Raw genomic sequence first — 16,300 nt, forward strand, 5'->3', positions numbered from 1 at the left:
GCGACGCAGCGGCGAAAAGCAGCGGATAAGTCAGGTGAACGGCCCGCCCCGGCCTCACCGGCTGTCGCGCAGGGCGATGCGCCCGCGCAAAAACCGGCGCACCAGGGCGCTCAGACCGACATTGTGCCGCCAGCGGCCAGCCGCGTGCGCAGCAACCCGTCCAGACAGGGGAGCAGGCGGGGCACGTCCAGGGGTTTCGTCCAGTAATCGGTGAAGCCCACGGCGCGGGCCTGGGCCACGTGCTCGGCCACCGCGTCGGCCGACACGGCCACGGCTGGCACGCGCGACCAGGCGGGCTGGTCGGGCGCCGGCTCGTCCAGCAACTGGCGCAGGCCCTGCAGCAGTTGCCGGCCATCCATGTCGGGCAGTTGCATGTCCAGCAGCAGCAGATCGGGCTGGAAATCACGCGCCACGGCCAGCGCCCGGCAGGCGGAGTCCACCACCAGCAGGTTGTAGGTGGGCCGCATGGCGAACAGCGACACCATGAGCTCGGCGTTCATGGGGTTGTCTTCCACATAGAGCACGCGGGCCTCGGGCAGGTCATCGGCCGCTTCGTCCACCATGGGCTGCAGCCGCGCGCCACCGGCCAGCGGATCAGCCTGCACCGTGCTGCTGGCACGCAGCAGCAAGCCGAACACCGCGCCCTGCCCGGGTGAGCTGTTGACCAGCATGCGCCCGCCCATCAGCTCGACCAGGCCGCGTGTGATCACCAGGCCCAGGCCATGGCCCTCGGTCTGCGTGCGCTCGGCGCCCAGGCGGTTGAAGGGCTGGAACAGTTGCGTCTGCTGCTCGGGGCTCAAACCCGGGCCCTGGTCACTGACCATCAGGCGCATCCATGGCCCTTCGCCCGCGGCGTACACGCGCACCAGCCCGCCCTCGGGCCCGTACTTGATGGCGTTGCTCAGCAGGTTGATCAGCACCTGCGTCAGGCGTTGCGGATCAGCACGGGCATGGCCGGCCTCGCCCACATCCACCTGTACCGTCACGCCACGGCGGGTGGCCATGGGCTCGATCAGGGCAGCAGCCTCGCGCACCACGTTGCCCACGTCCACGTCGACCATGTCCACGCGCACGCCACCGGCCTCGATGCGGGCGATGTCGAGCACCTCGTTGATCAGGCCCAGCAGGGTCTGCCCGGCCGATTCGATGCACAGTGCGCGGCGGCGCTGGCTGTCGTCCAGCGGCGAGCGCGGATCCATCAGCAGGATCTGCGCAAAGCCCAGGATGCCGTTGAGCGGGGTGCGCAGCTCGTGGCTCACGCGGGCCAGGAACTCGCTCTTGGCGCGGCTGGCACGCTCGGCCGCTTCCTTGTCGCGGCGCACGGCCTCCATGGTCTTGCGCTCGGTGGCATCGAAGGTGTAGCCGTGCCACGAGATGCCGCCGTCGCTGTCGAGCTGCGGCGTGGCATGCGTTTCGCGCCACTGCACGCCATGGGGCAGGTTCACGCGGTACTCCATGTGCCAGGGCTCGAGCCGGTCGGCCGATTGCTGCAGGGCCGACAGCACGGCCTGGATGTCATCGGCATGGATGGTGGACAGCACGTGGTTGGCGCTGGCGGCCGCATCCCGCGGCACCACGCCGAACAGGGTGCGCAGCGCCTCGCTGGCGTAGTGAAAGCGCAGGGCGCCGCCGGGCTCACGCCGCAGGTGGAACAGCAGCCCGGGCAACTGCTCGGCGGCGCGCTTGGCATGCAGCAACTGGTCTTCCAGGCGGCGCTGCTCACGCAGCCGGAAGATGGCGCAGCGCACCACCGCCTGCCCATCGGCACCGACCACGCGCGAGGCATTGACCAGGGTGTCGATGCTGTACCCATCGGCGCGACGCAGCGGCAGCGCGATCTCTTCCACATGCCCGTGCAGCTTGAGCTGCGGGAACAGGTAGGTGTGGTACAGCAGCCGCGAGGCCGGCGGCAGCAGCTCGTCGATGTGCCAGCCCACCAGCCCGTCCGGGTCGGTGGCCAGCATCTCGCGCAAGGCGCGGTTGTCGGCGACGATGCGCCCGTCATCCAGCAGCGCCAGCACACCGCACGGCAGATCGTGCGGATCCTGCAAGGCGATCGACGGATCCTGCAGACTGCTCATGGCTCCCCCCTTCGGGGCCTGGCCCCGTGGCCGCTCGCTAGGCGGCTTCATGCGTCAAGGTCAGTGCACGGGCAGGTGGTCGCGGATGGCCGCGATGGTGGCCTGCGGGTGGCTCAGTTGAGGGCAGTGCCCTCCGTCAGGCAGCATCTGCAAGGTGCTGCCGGGCATGTGCTCGTGCATGTAGCGCCCAACGTCGGGTGGTGTGAGCACATCGTGCGCGCTTTGCAGAATCACCGAGGGCACGCTCACACGCGACAGTTCAGCGCGGTGGTCGGTCAGCAGCACGCGCTCGGCGAAGTGCCGTGAAATGGCCGGGTCTGCTGCGCACAGGCTGCAGGCCATGTCTTCGCCCGCCTGGTGCGAGGCATGCTCACCCAGGGCCATGGGCACGATGGATTCGGCCCAGGCGCCCGCGTTGCGCTCCATCAGGTTGAGCAGGCTGATCACGTCTTCGCGCTCGAAGCCGCCGTGATAGCCCGGCCTGTCATTGAGGTAGCGCGGCGAGGGCCCCACCATCACCAGCTGAGAGAACAGCTCGGGGCGCCTCAGCGAGGCCAGCAGGCCGATCATGCCGCCGATGGCGTGCCCCACCAGCGTGACGCGCGACAGATCCAGCGCATCACACACATCGAGCAGATCCTGCACATGCCCTGCCAGCGTGTGATAACGCTCAGGCGACCAAGCCTGCGCATCGGAATGGCCGCAGCCCACGTAGTCGAAGAGCACCACCTGGTGATCCCGGGCAACATCCTGTGCCACGTGGCGCCAGCTGAGCTGGTCGCTGCCGAAGCCATGAGCAAACAACACCGTCCTGCCACTGCTTACACCTTGCGTCGTCACGTTATTGCGACGACGGATGTCCTGGGCCATGGGAGCCTCCGTGTGTCGTTGACGGACTCGATCCAACGAGGGTTGGCGATCCGCGGCACTGCGAAATTTGATGATAGTGGAAAGACAAACATGACGTCTATAGGGGCAATGTGACCGCCAGGTGCCATGTTCATCCCACCTTCAGCCAGCCCCCATGCGTTTGAGCAAAGGTGCCCGCACCTGCTCGAACAGGGTCTGAGCCTCGCCCACCCGGTCACGCCAGCCCTGCACGGTGGCGGCGGCTTCCACCTGCTGACACAGGCGGTGCAATTGCGCGGCCCCCAGTTCGCCGCTGGTGGATTTCAAGGCATGGAAATGGCCGCGCAGCACATCGGCATCACCCGCCTCGGTCGCCTCGCGCGCCTGGGCCAGCAGCTCGGCAGTGTCGGCCAGGAACATGCGCACCAGCTCATTGACCTTGTCGGGGCCGATCAGGCGGTCGAGCTGCTGCAGCTTGCGTTCGTCGAGCACAGGCACAGGCGCGGCGGCGGATGCGGATACAGGTAGCGTCGATTCGGCCGGCAGGGCCGCAGCCGTCGCCAGGGGTCGGGGGGCGCTGTCCACACGGTCGGTCTCACGCCTGGATGGCGCGTCATGCCGCACCGTCCAGGCCTCGCGCAGCGCCGCGGCCAGTTGCTCGAACACCACGGGCTTGGTCAGGTAGTCGTCCATGCCGGCTTCCAGGCAGGCCTGGCGGGCTTCGGCCAGGGCATGCGCGCTCAGGCCGATCACATAGGGCTGGTCGTCCACGGGCCGCTGGCGCAAGGCGCGCGTGGCGTCCATGCCGTCCATCTCGGGCATCTGCACGTCCATCAGCACCACGTCGTAGTGCACGCGCGCGGCGGCCTCCACCGCCTCCAGCCCGTTGGCCACCACATCGGCGGCATAGCCCAGCTTGTCGAGCAGCAGGCGGATCACCCGCTGGTTGACCAGATTGTCCTCGGCCACCAGCAGGCGCAGCGGGCAGCGCTCGGCCAGCGCGGGCTCGTCGATCAGGGGCGCGGGCGCGGAGTCCTCGCCCACCAGGATGCGCAGCAGCGCGTCATGCAGCAGATCCTGCTTGACCGGCTTGGTCACCACCGCCTGGAAGCGCGCCTGCGTGCGCGGCTCGGCGGCGGGGCTGAGCAGGATCAGTGGCAGCGCCTGCACCGAGGGCATCGCGCGGATAGCACCGGCCAGTTGCACGCCGTTGATCTCGGGCATCTGGTAGTCCAGCAGGGCCACGTCGATCGGCTCGCCATTGGCCAGCCACTGCAGCGCCTGCAGGCTGCCCGGGCAGGTCTGCACGTGCAGCCCCCAGGAGGACAGCAGCTCCTGCAATATGCGCGCGCTCGCGGCGTTGTCGTCCACCACCAGCACGCGCTTGCCCGCCATGGGCTTGCGGCCCGGCACGGCATCGGGCTCGGCCACCCCGGGCAGCGGCAGGCGCACCTGGAAGTGCGAGCCCTGCCCCGGCTGGCTGTCCACACGCAGGTGCCCGCCCATCAGCTCGACCAGCCGCCGCGTGATGGCCAGGCCCAGGCCCGTGCCGCCATACACCCGCGTGGTGGAGGTGTCCGCCTGCCCAAAGGCCTGGAACAGGCGGCTCATCTGCTCGGGCGAGATGCCGATGCCCGTGTCGCGCACCGAAAACTCCAGCACGCCGGGCACATCCCTGGCCGCGCGCACGCTCACCAGCACCTCGCCCTGGGTGGTGAACTTCACGGCGTTGTCCACCAGGTTGATGATCACTTGGCGCAGGCGCGATACATCGCCCACCACCTGCCGCGACACGCCCGGGGCGATGTCCAGCAGCAGCTCCAGTTCCTTGTGCGAGGCGCGGCCTGACACCAAGTCGATAACACCCTCCATACAATCACCCAGATCAAACGGCTGCCTCTCCAGCGCCAGCTTGCCCGCCTCGATCTTGGAGAAGTCCAGGATGTCGTTGATGATGGTGAGCAGGTGGTCGCCGCAGTTGCGGATGGTCTCGACGAACTCGCGCTGCGGCGCCGACAGCTCCGTGCCCATCAGCAATGTGGTCATGCCGATCACGGCATTCATGGGCGTGCGGATCTCGTGGCTCATGTTGGCCAGGAACTCCGTCTTGGCGCGCGCCACGCTGCGCACGTCCTCTTCCCATTGGCGGCGCAGGCGGGCCAGCTCGTCTTGGCGGTCGTCCGCCACCTCCGCCAGCATCATCAGCAGGCCGCCGATCTGGCCGCGTACATCAGGCACCGGGCTGATCGCCAGGGTGTGCAGGGGCGATCCGGGCACCGCGCCATCCACCTGCCCCGGCGCCACCGGCGGCGCGAAGGAAGACACCATGCAGCCATGCCCGCCCCAGGCCCGGCCAATGGCCTCGTGCACGCGGGGCCACACGCCCGACCAGTCCTGGGCCAGGGGCCGGCCCAACATCGAGGTGGGTTGGTTGCCCTTCAGGCGCCAGTGCAGGCGGTACCAGGCTTCATTGGGGATCTGCACCAGGGCCGGCCCCCAGGCCAGCATCATGGGCTGGGGCGCGGCCATCACCATGGCGGCGGCGCCCCGCAGGGCCGAGCACCAGCCTTCAGGCGGCCCCAGCGGCGTGGCGTGCCAGTCCAGCGCGCGCAACGCCCGCTCGATGTCGCCCGCGTCCGGCAGCCACGCCGGGAAGGCATTGAACTGCTCGACGGTGGGTACAGCGGCCTGGATTGGCTCCATGGCGGCTCCTGGAAGGACGCGACGCGTGGATGGATTCTAGGGAAGCTGCGCGCCTTGTGACAGTTGGAGACGCACTGTTTCGCGCGTCAGCCGCAGCCTACCCCGGTTAAGGGGACACCAGACGCGCCTGATCGGCCTTGCGGTCGGCCGCCACGCGCTGCGCCGTGGGCCGCTGCTCGATCAGCTTGACGTAGGCTTTCCAGTCGATGCCGACGGCGTTGACCAGGTCCTCGCCCAGCACCAGCTTGCTGGCCAGGCCCGCCAGCGGCAGGTGCACATAGGCGCAGCAATCGGCGATGGTGAAGGTGTCGCCCGCAGCGTAGGGGGCAAGCGCCATCAACCGTTTAAACGCAGACAGATTCTTTTCCAGGTCGGCGCGCACGCGGGCCACGTACTTCTCGGGCAGCGTCGCCCCGAAGAAGGCCTGCGGGTAGAGCTGGCGGGCGCACAGCTCCACGTGCAACTCCATGAACAGGCACAGCTCGCGCACCTTGGCCGCCTGGAAAGGGTCGGCCGGAATCAGCGCATGCTCGGGCCAGCGTGCCTCGATGTAGTCCACGATGACCTGGCTCTCGCACAGGCTGCCCTGCTCGGTCTCGATCCAGGGCACCTTGCCCAGGGGGGACATGGCCAGCATGCCTTCCGTCTTGGGGCCCATCTGCGGCACACGCACCTCCTCGAAATCGATGCCTTTTTCCAGCAGGGCCAGCTTGACCTTGTTGTAGTAGTTCGAGAGCGGGAAGCCGTAGAGCTTGAGCATGGGTTGTCTCCGATCGTGGGGCGTTTTAGACATGGGAAGCCGCCACAGCATAGGCCATGCAGGCCGCATCACGGGCAGAAAACAAGACGAAAAAAAGCCGGCGCGGCCCGAAGGCTCGCGCCGGCGATCTCGCCGGGAGGCTTGAATCAGCCGAGGGTCAGGCCACCACTTGGGCCAGCTTGCCGCTGGCGTACTGGGCGGCGATCTCGCTCAGGTCGATCGGCTTGATCTTGCCGGCCTGGCCTTCGCAGCCGAACTCCAGGTAGCGCTGCTTGCAGATCTGCTTGGCGGCTTCGCGGGCAGGCTTGAGCCACTCGCGGGCGTCGAACTTGTCGGGGTTCTCGGCCATGAACTTGCGCACCGCGCCGGTCATCGCCAGGCGGATGTCGGTGTCGATGTTGATCTTGCGCACGCCGTACTTGATGGCTTCCTGGATCTCCTCGACGGGCACGCCGTAGGTTTCCTTCATCTTGCCGCCGTACTGGTTGATGATGGCCAGCAGCTCGGCAGGCACCGACGACGAGCCGTGCATCACCAGGTGGGTGTTGGGGATGCGCTTGTGGATTTCCTTGACACGCGAGATGGCCAGGATGTCGCCCGTAGGCTTGCGGCTGAACTTGTAGGCGCCATGGCTGGTGCCGATGGCGATGGCCAGGGCGTCCAGCTGCGTTTCGCGCACGAACACGGCGGCTTCTTCCGGATCGGTCAGCATCTGGCTGTGGTCCAGCTTGCCTTCGGCGCCGATGCCGTCTTCCTCGCCGGCTTCACCGGTTTCCAGGTTGCCCAGGCAGCCCAGCTCGCCTTCCACCGTCACGCCGACCTTATGGGCCAGTTGCACCACCTTGCGGGTCACGTCCACGTTGTAGGCGAAATCGGCCGGGGTCTTGCCGTCTTCCTTGAGCGAGCCATCCATCATCACCGAGCCGAAGCCCAGGTTGATGGCGCCCTGGCACACGCCGGGCGAGGTGCCGTGATCCTGGTGCATCACCAGGGGGATGTGCGGGAAGGCTTCGACGGCAGCCTGGATCAGGTGCTTGATGAAGGGCTCACCGGCGTACTTGCGGGCGCCTGCGCTGGCTTGCAGGATCACGGGGGCACCGACCTCGTCGGCAGCGGCCATGACGGCCTGGACCTGCTCCAGGTTGTTGACGTTGAAAGCCGGAATGCCGTAGCCGTGTTCGGCGGCATGGTCCAGCAGCTGGCGCATAGAAACGAGAGCCATGGCAGATCCCCAGAGGAAGTGGAAAGGGTTTGAACTGCGGCGGATTTTACCGATGCTGGGGCCTGCGCCCGCTGCGCCCCCCCTCGATCCGGCGCCCCCCGCAGGGAGATCGCCCTTGATGCCGCCACGAGACACAGCCCCGCCAGCGCACCCGGGATTTGGAGATACACCTCCAACGACCCTCATTTCTTGTGGAGAATGTCACGCGTCTGGCGACACAATCCGACAGGCCCTGGCTTTTTCTGGGCCCGACTTCGTCCGTGGTGAACCATCACGCTATGAGCCATTCATCCGCCTCCGGGCCTTACCCGCCTGCCGACGCCCTCGTCAGGCGGCAGATTCGTGCCGAACAGTTGCGGATGCTGTTCGGACACACCGCCGCCGCCACGCTGCTGGCCACGGGTTTCGCCGTGCTGCTGGCCATGTACGCTTCGCGTCACGTCGAGGCCCAGCTGGCCCACACCTGGCTGGCCCTGAAGATCGTCACCGCCCTGCCGCGCGTCGTGCAGGAGCAGCTGTTCCTGGGCCGCAAGGCCCAACCCAACGCCCGCTGGCACCGCTGGGCTCTGGGCCTGATCCTGCTCGACGGCATCTGCTGGGGCCTGGCCGGCCTGATGCTGCTGCCGGCTCATGACGAGCAGACCATCGTCGTCATCGGCGCCAGCCTGATGGGCGTGGCCTCGGTGGCTACCTTCACCCTGCACGCCAACTGGCAGGCCAACGCGGCCTACTGCCTGCCCATGATCGCGCCCATGGCCATCCACCTGCTGTGGCGCGGCGATGCCTTCGGCATGTATATCGGGGCGGCCATGCTGGTCTTCATCGCCAGCCTGCTGATCGTGGCGCGCCGCGCCCAGCGCACGGTGCTGGAGATGCTGTGGCACCGCTTCCTGATCGACCGCATCGTGGCCGACAAGGATGCCGCGCTGGACGATGCCGAGCGCCAGAACCTGATCAAGAGCCAGTTCGTGGCCACCATGAGCCATGAGCTGCGCACCCCGCTGCACGGCATCCTGGGCCTCACGCGCATGCTGCTCGACAGCGTGCCCGACCTGGGCCACCGCAAGCAGCTGGGCCTGGTGCAGCGCTCGGGCGAGCACCTGCTCACCATCATCAACCACATCCTCGATTTCTCCCGCATCGAGGCCGGGCACCTCAACATCGACCACCGCCCCTTCGACCTGGACGCCCTGCTGGAGGACGTGATCAGCCTGACCGGCGTGTCCGCCGAGAACAAGGGCCTGATCCTGTACGACCACATCCAGCTGCCCAAGCCCTGCTGGGTCAGCGGCGATGCGGCCAAGGTGCGGCAGGTACTGCTCAACCTGGTCGGCAATGCCATCAAGTTCACCGAGAAAGGCCGCATCGAGGTGCGTGCCCAGCGGCGCAACACCGACGGGCACATCGTGATCCAGGTGATCGACTCCGGCATCGGCATCTCGGCGGATGACCAGGAGCGCATCTTCGACCCCTACCGCCAGGCCGATGCGGCCGTGGGCAACGCGGTGGGCGGCACCGGCCTGGGCCTGACCATCTCCCGCGAGATCAGCCGCGCCATGGGCGGCGACATCACCTGCAGCAGCCGCATGGGCCACGGCTCGACCTTCGAGTTCAGCGTGCCCCTGCCCACGGTCGAGACGCCGGCCGATGCCACCGTGCCCGCCTGGGCGCTGTCACGTCCGATGCTGCCCGACGACGAGCTGCCCCGGCGCCTGCAGGGCCACGTGCTGCTGGCCGAGGACAACGACGTCAACGCCCTGATCGTGGAGACCCAGCTGCGCCGCATGGGCTTGACGGTCGAGCAGGTGCGCGACGGCCAGGAAGCCCTGGAGCGCCTCACCGCGCCGGACGGGCGCCGCCCCGACCTGGTCCTGATGGATTGCCAGATGCCCCGCATGGACGGCTTCGAGGCCACGCGCCGCCTGCGCCAGCACGAGCGTGATCAGCAGCTGCCCCGCCTGCCGGTGGTGGCCCTCACGGCCAGCGCCATGGCCGAGGACAGCGAGCGCTGCCTGAGCGCCGGCATGGATGCGCACCTGCCCAAGCCCTTCCACGACGCCCAGCTCACCAATGTGCTGACCCGCCACTTGCGGGCTGGTCGCGCGGCCTTCTCGGCCTGATGGCACTGAACCGAAAGGCTCTACGCTAGAGCTACCGCGTACCGCCGCTCAACGCGGAGCCGGCACACCGCCCCAGGGGCTCCCCCCCGAGAACACCTGGATGTCCGGGTGGTAGGTACGCACCATGAAGGTGTAGAGCGGGTGGCGGATGTCATGCCACAGGCGCTCAGCGGCCAGCACGTCGAAGCTCAGGATCGAGTGCGGGATGTTGTCGGCGTAGCTCAGGGGCACCCACACATCCTCGGCCTGCGGCGAGGTGAAGCCCAGGGATTTGTAGATCCTGTCCAGCGGGCGGCGCGCGGCCACCCAGATGTGCTGCACCTGATGCGCATAGCAGTACAGGTACATGGCCTTGAACAGCGCCAGCCGCACCGCCGTGTTGTTGTAGCCAGGCTGGATCGAGAAGCGGCACAACTCCACCAGCAACTGACCCCGCATCGACTTCGGGAACTTGAAGGCCCCCTCGATCGGCAGCGTCTCGAACAGGTTGGAGTGGATGCGCATGGTGCCCACCACCGCGCCGCTGGATTTGTCCTGCGCCATCAGGATGGCGGTGCCCGGCGCACGGTCGGCGGGCTCGGGGCGTTGCAGCGACTCACCGAACGCCGGCATGCGGCGCCCGTAGGCCTCCGCGCGCAAGGCACACACGTGCTGCAGATGCGCCTCGTTGCGCACCATCCTCACCACGAAAGGCAGGGTGTTGGCGCCCAGGCCCGGCAGCGTGAACGCAGGCATGTCGGACAGGGCATCGTCCGCCAACATGTCGGCATCCCGATTCAACAACGACGAAGACAACAACATCGCAATACCCTGCAAACAGCGGAGAGGCGACGCGTGACGCCGAGGTGTTCAGGGTTTCCACGCGGTTTCGCCATGGAAAAATTCTGACACGCCTGATACAGCGTGCATATAGCACACCCCTCAGGTGAGGGGGCGCGTTTGACGGTTCATGGGATTGCCAATCGGCTCATCCCCACCCCTATCCTTCAGGCCATCACCTCGCACACCTTGAGCATGTTGGTGCCACCGGGGTAGCCCATGGGCTCGCCGCAGGTGATGGCGTAGGTGTCGCCCGGGCGCAGCACACCGCGCTCGACCAGGATCAGCTCGGCCTGGTGCAGGGCCTCGTCGCGGTCGGTCACGCTGGGCACCAGCAGCGGCTGCACGTTGCGGTACAGCGCCATCTTGCGCAGCGAGGTCGGCTGCGCCGTCAGCGCGAAGATGGGCACGTGGATGCGGTGGCGGCTCATCCACAGCGCGGTCGAGCCCGATTCGGTCAATGCCACGATGGCCTTGCAGCCCAGGTGGAAGGCCGTGAACAGCGCCCCCATCGCGATCGACTGGTCGATGCGCTCGAAGCGCTTGTTGTTGAAGTCGGTGTCCAGCGTGACCTCTTCGGCGCGTTCAGCCTCCAGGGCCACGGCGGCCATGTGCTCCACCGTTTCGACCGGGTACTTGCCGGCGGCCGTCTCGGCGCTCAGCATCACGGCGTCGGTGCCGTCCAGCACCGCGTTGGCCACGTCGGACACCTCCGCGCGCGTCGGCACGGGGTTCACGATCATCGACTCCATCATCTGCGTGGCCGTGATCACCACCTTGTCCATCTCGCGGGCCAGCTTGATCATGCGCTTTTGCAGCGCCGGCACGGCGGCGTTGCCCACCTCCACGGCCAGGTCGCCACGGGCCACCATGATGCCGTCCGAGGCGCGCAGGATGCTCTCCAGGTTCGGGATGGCCTCGGTGCGCTCGATCTTGGCGATCATGGCCGGGCGGTGCTTCCACTGCTCGCCGGCCACATTGGCCAGCTGGCGCGCCATCTCCATGTCGGTCGCGTTCTTCGGGAAGGACACGGCGATGTAGTCGCACTGGAAGCTCGCCACCGTCTTGATGTCCTCCATGTCCTTGGCCGTCAGCGCGGGCGCGGTCAGGCCGCCGCCCTGCTTGTTGATGCCCTTGTTGTTGGACAGCTCACCGCCCAGCTTGACGATGGTATGCACGGCCTCGCCCTTCACGGCATCCACCGTCAGCACGATCAGGCCATCGTTGAGCAGCAGCACGTCGCCGGGCTTCACGTCGCGCGGCAACTCCTTGTAGTCCAGGCCCACGCCTTCGATGTCGCCCAGGGCCGTGCGGCTGGCGTCGAGCACGAAGGGCTGGCCGGGCTCCAGCATCACGCGACCTTCGGCGAACTTGCCCACGCGGATCTTAGGGCCCTGCAGGTCGGCCATCACGGCCACCACCTTGCCCACCTTGGCCGCGACCTCACGGACCAGCCTGGCGCGGTCGATGTGGTCCTGCGCCTGGCCGTGCGAGAAGTTCAGCCGCACCACGTCCACCCCAGCGTTCAGGATGCGCTCGAGCATCTCGGGCGACGACGACGCAGGTCCCAGGGTGGCGACGATCTTGGTGGCGCGGGGCATGTGGTGTGTTCCTCAGGGCGGCGCAAGGCCAGTCAGGCTAGTTTCACATCAAAAAACGACGGTTGATCCATCGAGCAGCGACAGCCTTCGGGATGTTTGCCACATTTCGGACATGGCCTGCAGCCCAGCGCCGGCTCCCGCAAAATGACAGCTTCGGCAAGCGGCTGCCGCGGAACGTCACCTCGCGCCCCTTTCTGTGCGAGGCGTCCGGCCTCTGCAGAGCCTCAAGGCCCTTCAGATCCCGCGCAGCCTGCCGTCAATGCATTGAACAACACTCGCGTCACGGTCACCATGAACGCCGCCACAACGGCCAGCGCCTCCCCGGCCTCCGCCCCGCCCACCATCGTCTTCTCGCACGCCAACAGCTTTCCGGCCGGCACTTACGAGGCGCTGTTCGAACAATGGCGCGCCCAGGGCTTTCGTGTCCAGGCCGTCGAGCGCTTCGGGCATGACCCGCGCTACCCCGTCACCCGCGACTGGCCCCACCTGGTGCGCCACCTGCACGACGTCATCCAGGGCGACATCGGCCACCCCGTCTACCTGGTCGGCCACTCCCTGGGCGGCTACCTCAGCATGATGCTGGCCTGCCGCCACCCGCAACTCGCGCGCGGCGTGGTCGTGCTCGACTCGCCCCTGCTGCACGGCTGGAAGGCCGACTCCATCGGCATGGTCAAGGCCCTGGGCCTGATGCCCGTGGTGATGCCTTCGCGCGTGGCGGCGCAGCGGCGCCACCTGTGGTCCAGCGCCGGCGAGGCGCGCGAGCACTTCCAGGCCAAGCCCAAGTTCGCCGCCTTCCACCCCCGTGTGCTGGCGGATTACCTGCGCCACGGCATTGAATCGCCCCAACTGGGCCAGCCCCACACCCTGCGCTTCCAGCGCGAGGTCGAGACCCACATCTACAACACCATGCCGCACCGCCTCACCCGCGAGATGCAGCGCCACCCGCCCACCTGCCCCATCGCCTTCATCGGCGGCACCCGCTCGCGTGAACTGCGGCGGGTCGGGCTGGGCGGCATCCACCGCGTCGTCGGCCCGCGCCTGTCATGGATCCAGGGCAGCCACCTCTATCCTTTCGAGCGGCCCGACGAAACCGCCCAGACCGTGCTGCACTGGCTGCGACAATTCAGCGACAACAGCCACAACAGCCACAACAGCCACAAGCCCGGTCAGGCCCCTCGCCCGCCCGAGCCCCGCTGACACTGAGCCACCGCCCCACCCTCGCCGCACCGTGGACGACGCCACAGCCCCCACCTCCGACGACACGCCCATCCCCTTCGTCACCGTGACCAACTGGTCGCGAGCCGCGGCCCTGTGCGGCTTTAACATCGCCCCGCTGCTGCGCGAGGTCGGCATCGACACCGACCAGCTCGACCCGGAAGCTTCGGTGATCAGCGTGCAGGCCATGCGCGTGCTCATGGACCGCTGCGTCGAAAGCACCCGCCAGCGCGCCCCCCACCAGCACTTCCCCATCGTGCTGGGCGACACCTTCGCCTTCGATTACCTGTCGGACCTGGAAACCTTCATCACCACCAGCCCCACCCTGCGCGAGGCCATGCCGGCCCTGCACTGGCTGCGCCCCCTGCTCAACCCCTTCATCCGCTGGGACCTGCAGGAGCACGGCGACCGGGCCCGGCTGCACATGGATTTCCACCACGCCGAGGCCTACCCCGTCACCACCTGGGCCTTCGCCGAATCCATCTTCGTCACTCTGTGCAAATTCACCCGGCAGATGGTCGGCGCGCCACTGTGGCAAGGTGAGCTCACCCTAAGGCACCCGCCCGAGGTGGGCAGCGAGCACCTGACCGCCGCCGTCGGCCTACCCGTGCGCTTCAACCAGCCCGTCAATGCGCTGTGGTTCGACCGAGCCCTGCTGGACCACCCCCTGCGCGGCGCGCTGCCCTCCCTGCACGAGACCGCCGCTCGGCGTGTGGCGCAACAACTGGCTCAGAAGGGGCCCGGCACCACCACGCCAGCGGGCGACGCCAGCAGCCTGCCCGCCCAGATCGACGCCCTGCTGCGCCAGCAACCCACCCTGCTCGGCCAGGGCCTGGACAACCTGGCCAGCGCCCTCGGCCTGCACAGCCGCACCCTGCAGCGCCGCCTGCGCGATAGCAATGCCAGCCACTCGTCCATCGTGGCCCGTGTGCGCCATGACCTGGCCCGCCAGTGGTTGGCCGACCCCGCCCTGAGCATCGAGGACATCAGCGAGCGCCTGGGCTTCACCGACCGGCGCAGCTTCACGCAGGCCTTCAACAAATGGCAGGGCCAATCGCCCAGAGATTACCGACGCCAGGGAAATCACTGACGGCACTCTGTCGCGATTTCTTCCGCGCTGTCGTACAGCTGCATTGCGGCGCAACACCCGGCTCCCTAAAGTGCGGAACATGAGCCGTCAACCTGCCCACCCCATCCCCGACATCGTGCCGCGCGAGCGCCTGGACTTCGGTCTGGAGGGCGACATCCCCCGCCACTGGCTAGGCGGCGACGCCTTCAAGACGCGCCTGTTCGACGCGATGTCCACGCTCTTCCCCGTCGGCGAGCGCTTCTTCATCACCTGCGTGCGCGACTACAAGGACCAGGTCACCGACCCGGCCCTGCGCGCCCACATCAAGGATTTCACCCGCCAGGAAGGCCAGCACGGCATCGTCCACACGAAGTACAACGACCGCCTCACCGCCCAGGGCGTGCGTGTCGACGTGATCCTCAAGGGCCAGGAGTGGCGCCTCTTCGGCATCCTGCGCAAGCACCTCTCGCGCGAGTTCACGCTGGGTGTCACCGCCGCTGCCGAGCACATCACCGCCATCATGGCCGACGCCTTCGTCGAGCGCCCCGACATCCTCGAAGGCGCCGACGACCGCATCCGCGCCGTCTACGTCTGGCACGCCATGGAAGAGATGGAGCACAAGTCCGTCGCCTACGACGTGCTCACCAAGGTGGCCAAGGCCAGCTACCGCACCCGCGTGCTCTCGATGCTGCTGGTCACCTTCCTGTTCCCCGTCAATGTGTTCCGCATCATGGCGCACATGCTCAAGGTCGACGGCTACACCCGCTGGGAGCGTACCAAGCTCTGGGCCAAGGGCCTGTGGTGGCTCTACAAGCCTGGCGGTGTCTTCCTGCCGCTGGCCGGCCGCTACTTCGCCTACCTCAAGCCCAGTTTCCACCCCTGGGACGACCCGGTCGTGCCCAGCTACGCCAGCTGGCTCCGCCTGATGGACCAGCACCCGCCCGTGGCCGCCAGCAACCTGCTCACGGCCGAGCTGGTCGCCCAGCAGCAGCGCTGAGCAACCATCCCCTGTCGGAATGATGAATCAGACCATCTTCCTCTGAGGGCTTGCGGTCGTACAAGGCCTGCTCCAGCGCATCGAGCACGAAGTCGGTGTGCATGGAACTGCTCTGGCGCCAACCTACGATGCGGCGGCTGAACACGTCAATGACGAAGGCCACATCAACCCAGCCCTGCCAAGTCGAGACATAGGTGAAGTCCGAGACCCACAGCTGGTTGGGTCGATCAGCCCTGAACTGCCGGTTGACGCGATCAAGCGGGCATGGCGCCTTGGGATCAGCGATGGTGGTGCGCCTTGCCTCGGCGCACGCCCTGCAGGCCTTGCTGGCGCATCAGCCGCTCGACGGTACAGCGCGCCACGGCGACACCCTCCCGATTGAGCTGCAGCCAGACCTTGTCTGCGCCATAGACCTGCAAGTTGGCGCGCCACACACGCTGAATCTGCGGCATCAACGCCGCATCGCGCCGGGCACGCACCGAGCGCAAGGCTGGCTGTTGCTGGCGTGCGGCATGGCGCCAATATGCCAATGGGGCGATCTGCAGGACACGGCAGATCGACTCGACCCCAAATTGCTTGCGGTGCTGGTCGACGAAGGACTTCAGGACTTGATGCGGCGGTCGAGCTCCGCCTGGGCAAAAAACGCGCTGGCCAGCTTGAGTATCTCGTTGGCCTTGCGCAGTTCACGGTTCTCACGCTCAAGGGCCTTGATGCGCTGGGCTTCGGCCGTCGAGACACCCTCACGCTGACCGGCATCGACCTCGTGCTGACGCACCCACGTGTGCAGCGTCTGCGGCACGCAGCCAATCTTGCCGGCGATTGACTCGATCGCCGCCCGCTGCGACGGGTAATCGGCCTGGTGCT

At 67.5% G+C, this 16,300-nt stretch carries 11 protein-coding genes, 1 pseudogene and 1 other annotated feature; of the genes and pseudogenes, 4 read left to right on the plus strand and 8 right to left on the minus strand.

Going from position 1 to position 16,300, the window contains the following annotated elements:
- Window positions 1–110: 110 nt before the first annotated feature.
- From WAQ08_RS04740 to fba, 5 genes are all read right to left on the minus strand, one after another.
- The gene (locus WAQ08_RS04740) at window positions 111–2,081 is read right to left on the minus strand and encodes a PAS domain-containing hybrid sensor histidine kinase/response regulator (protein ID WP_422189499.1); all 1,971 of its coding nucleotides are present in this window, start codon (window positions 2,079–2,081) and stop codon (window positions 111–113) included.
- 60 nt (window positions 2,082–2,141) lie between these two features.
- Complete coding sequence (locus WAQ08_RS04745) at window positions 2,142–2,951, minus strand: alpha/beta fold hydrolase (RefSeq protein WP_422189501.1); 810 nt, start codon at window positions 2,949–2,951, stop codon at window positions 2,142–2,144.
- A 141-nt stretch (window positions 2,952–3,092) separates the two neighbouring features.
- Window positions 3,093–5,633 (minus strand): response regulator, encoded by a 2,541-nt coding sequence (locus WAQ08_RS04750; RefSeq protein WP_422189503.1) that lies wholly within the window; start codon window positions 5,631–5,633, stop codon window positions 3,093–3,095.
- Between the two features lie 106 nt (window positions 5,634–5,739).
- Window positions 5,740–6,393, minus strand: a complete 654-nt coding sequence (locus tag WAQ08_RS04755) for a glutathione S-transferase family protein (RefSeq protein WP_422189505.1) — start codon at window positions 6,391–6,393, stop codon at window positions 5,740–5,742.
- A gap of 157 nt (window positions 6,394–6,550) precedes the next feature.
- On the minus strand, window positions 6,551–7,615 hold the full coding sequence (gene fba / locus WAQ08_RS04760; RefSeq protein WP_422189507.1) for a class II fructose-bisphosphate aldolase: 1,065 nt from the start codon (window positions 7,613–7,615) through the stop codon (window positions 6,551–6,553).
- Window positions 7,616–7,893: 278 nt separating this feature from the next.
- Here fba and WAQ08_RS04765 point away from each other — a divergent pair, with 278 nt between their 5' ends.
- Window positions 7,894–9,735: an ATP-binding protein gene (locus tag WAQ08_RS04765; RefSeq protein ID WP_422189509.1), complete on the plus strand. Its 1,842-nt coding sequence runs from the start codon at window positions 7,894–7,896 to the stop codon at window positions 9,733–9,735.
- Window positions 9,736–9,783: 48 nt separating this feature from the next.
- Here the strand turns inward: WAQ08_RS04765 and WAQ08_RS04770 are convergent, their stop codons facing one another.
- Window positions 9,784–10,497: an N-acyl amino acid synthase FeeM domain-containing protein gene (locus WAQ08_RS04770; RefSeq protein ID WP_422189511.1), complete on the minus strand. Its 714-nt coding sequence runs from the start codon at window positions 10,495–10,497 to the stop codon at window positions 9,784–9,786.
- A gap of 224 nt (window positions 10,498–10,721) precedes the next feature.
- Complete coding sequence (gene pyk, locus WAQ08_RS04775; RefSeq protein WP_422189513.1) at window positions 10,722–12,155, minus strand: pyruvate kinase; 1,434 nt, start codon at window positions 12,153–12,155, stop codon at window positions 10,722–10,724.
- Window positions 12,156–12,446: 291 nt separating this feature from the next.
- Here pyk and WAQ08_RS04780 point away from each other — a divergent pair, with 291 nt between their 5' ends.
- The 3 genes from WAQ08_RS04780 (at window position 12,447) to WAQ08_RS04790 (ending at window position 15,436) form a co-directional block, all read left to right on the plus strand.
- Window positions 12,447–13,352: an alpha/beta hydrolase gene (locus WAQ08_RS04780; RefSeq protein WP_422189515.1), complete on the plus strand. Its 906-nt coding sequence runs from the start codon at window positions 12,447–12,449 to the stop codon at window positions 13,350–13,352.
- Window positions 13,353–13,383: 31 nt separating this feature from the next.
- A complete protein-coding gene (locus tag WAQ08_RS04785; RefSeq protein ID WP_422189517.1) occupies window positions 13,384–14,460 on the plus strand; it encodes an AraC family transcriptional regulator ligand-binding domain-containing protein in 1,077 nt (358 codons plus the stop codon).
- A 79-nt stretch (window positions 14,461–14,539) separates the two neighbouring features.
- Window positions 14,540–15,436 carry a metal-dependent hydrolase gene (locus WAQ08_RS04790; protein WP_422189519.1) on the plus strand — a complete coding sequence of 299 codons (897 nt, stop codon included), beginning with the start codon at window positions 14,540–14,542 and terminating at the stop codon, window positions 15,434–15,436.
- 7 nt (window positions 15,437–15,443) lie between these two features.
- On the opposite strand, the pseudogene WAQ08_RS04795 reads toward WAQ08_RS04790, so the two are convergent.
- Window positions 15,444–16,300 (minus strand): annotated as a pseudogene (locus tag WAQ08_RS04795) (IS3 family transposase); the annotation flags it as partial.
- Window positions 15,967–16,083, minus strand: a sequence feature (AL1L pseudoknot). Its footprint overlaps the pseudogene before it by 117 nt.

The sequence above is a fragment of the Aquabacterium sp. genome (assembly GCF_049274795.1).
GTDB lineage: Bacteria > Pseudomonadota > Gammaproteobacteria > Burkholderiales > Burkholderiaceae_C > Aquabacterium.

Bases quoted from the DNA above. Each gene is read 5' to 3' on its own strand.
- WAQ08_RS04740 (WP_422189499.1), bottom strand. From the start codon at position 2,081: ATGAGCAGTCTGCAGGATCCGTCGATCGCCTTGCAGGATCCGCACGAT.
- pyk (WP_422189513.1), bottom strand. From the start codon at position 12,155: ATGCCCCGCGCCACCAAGATCGTCGCCACCCTGGGACCTGCGTCGTCG.
- WAQ08_RS04790 (WP_422189519.1), top strand. From the start codon at position 14,540: ATGAGCCGTCAACCTGCCCACCCCATCCCCGACATCGTGCCGCGCGAG.
- WAQ08_RS04780 (WP_422189515.1), top strand. From the start codon at position 12,447: ATGAACGCCGCCACAACGGCCAGCGCCTCCCCGGCCTCCGCCCCGCCC.
- WAQ08_RS04755 (WP_422189505.1), bottom strand. From the start codon at position 6,393: ATGCTCAAGCTCTACGGCTTCCCGCTCTCGAACTACTACAACAAGGTC.
- WAQ08_RS04750 (WP_422189503.1), bottom strand. From the start codon at position 5,633: ATGGAGCCAATCCAGGCCGCTGTACCCACCGTCGAGCAGTTCAATGCC.
- fba (WP_422189507.1), bottom strand. From the start codon at position 7,615: ATGGCTCTCGTTTCTATGCGCCAGCTGCTGGACCATGCCGCCGAACAC.
- WAQ08_RS04770 (WP_422189511.1), bottom strand. From the start codon at position 10,497: ATGTTGGCGGACGATGCCCTGTCCGACATGCCTGCGTTCACGCTGCCG.
- WAQ08_RS04745 (WP_422189501.1), bottom strand. From the start codon at position 2,951: ATGGCCCAGGACATCCGTCGTCGCAATAACGTGACGACGCAAGGTGTA.
- WAQ08_RS04765 (WP_422189509.1), top strand. From the start codon at position 7,894: ATGAGCCATTCATCCGCCTCCGGGCCTTACCCGCCTGCCGACGCCCTC.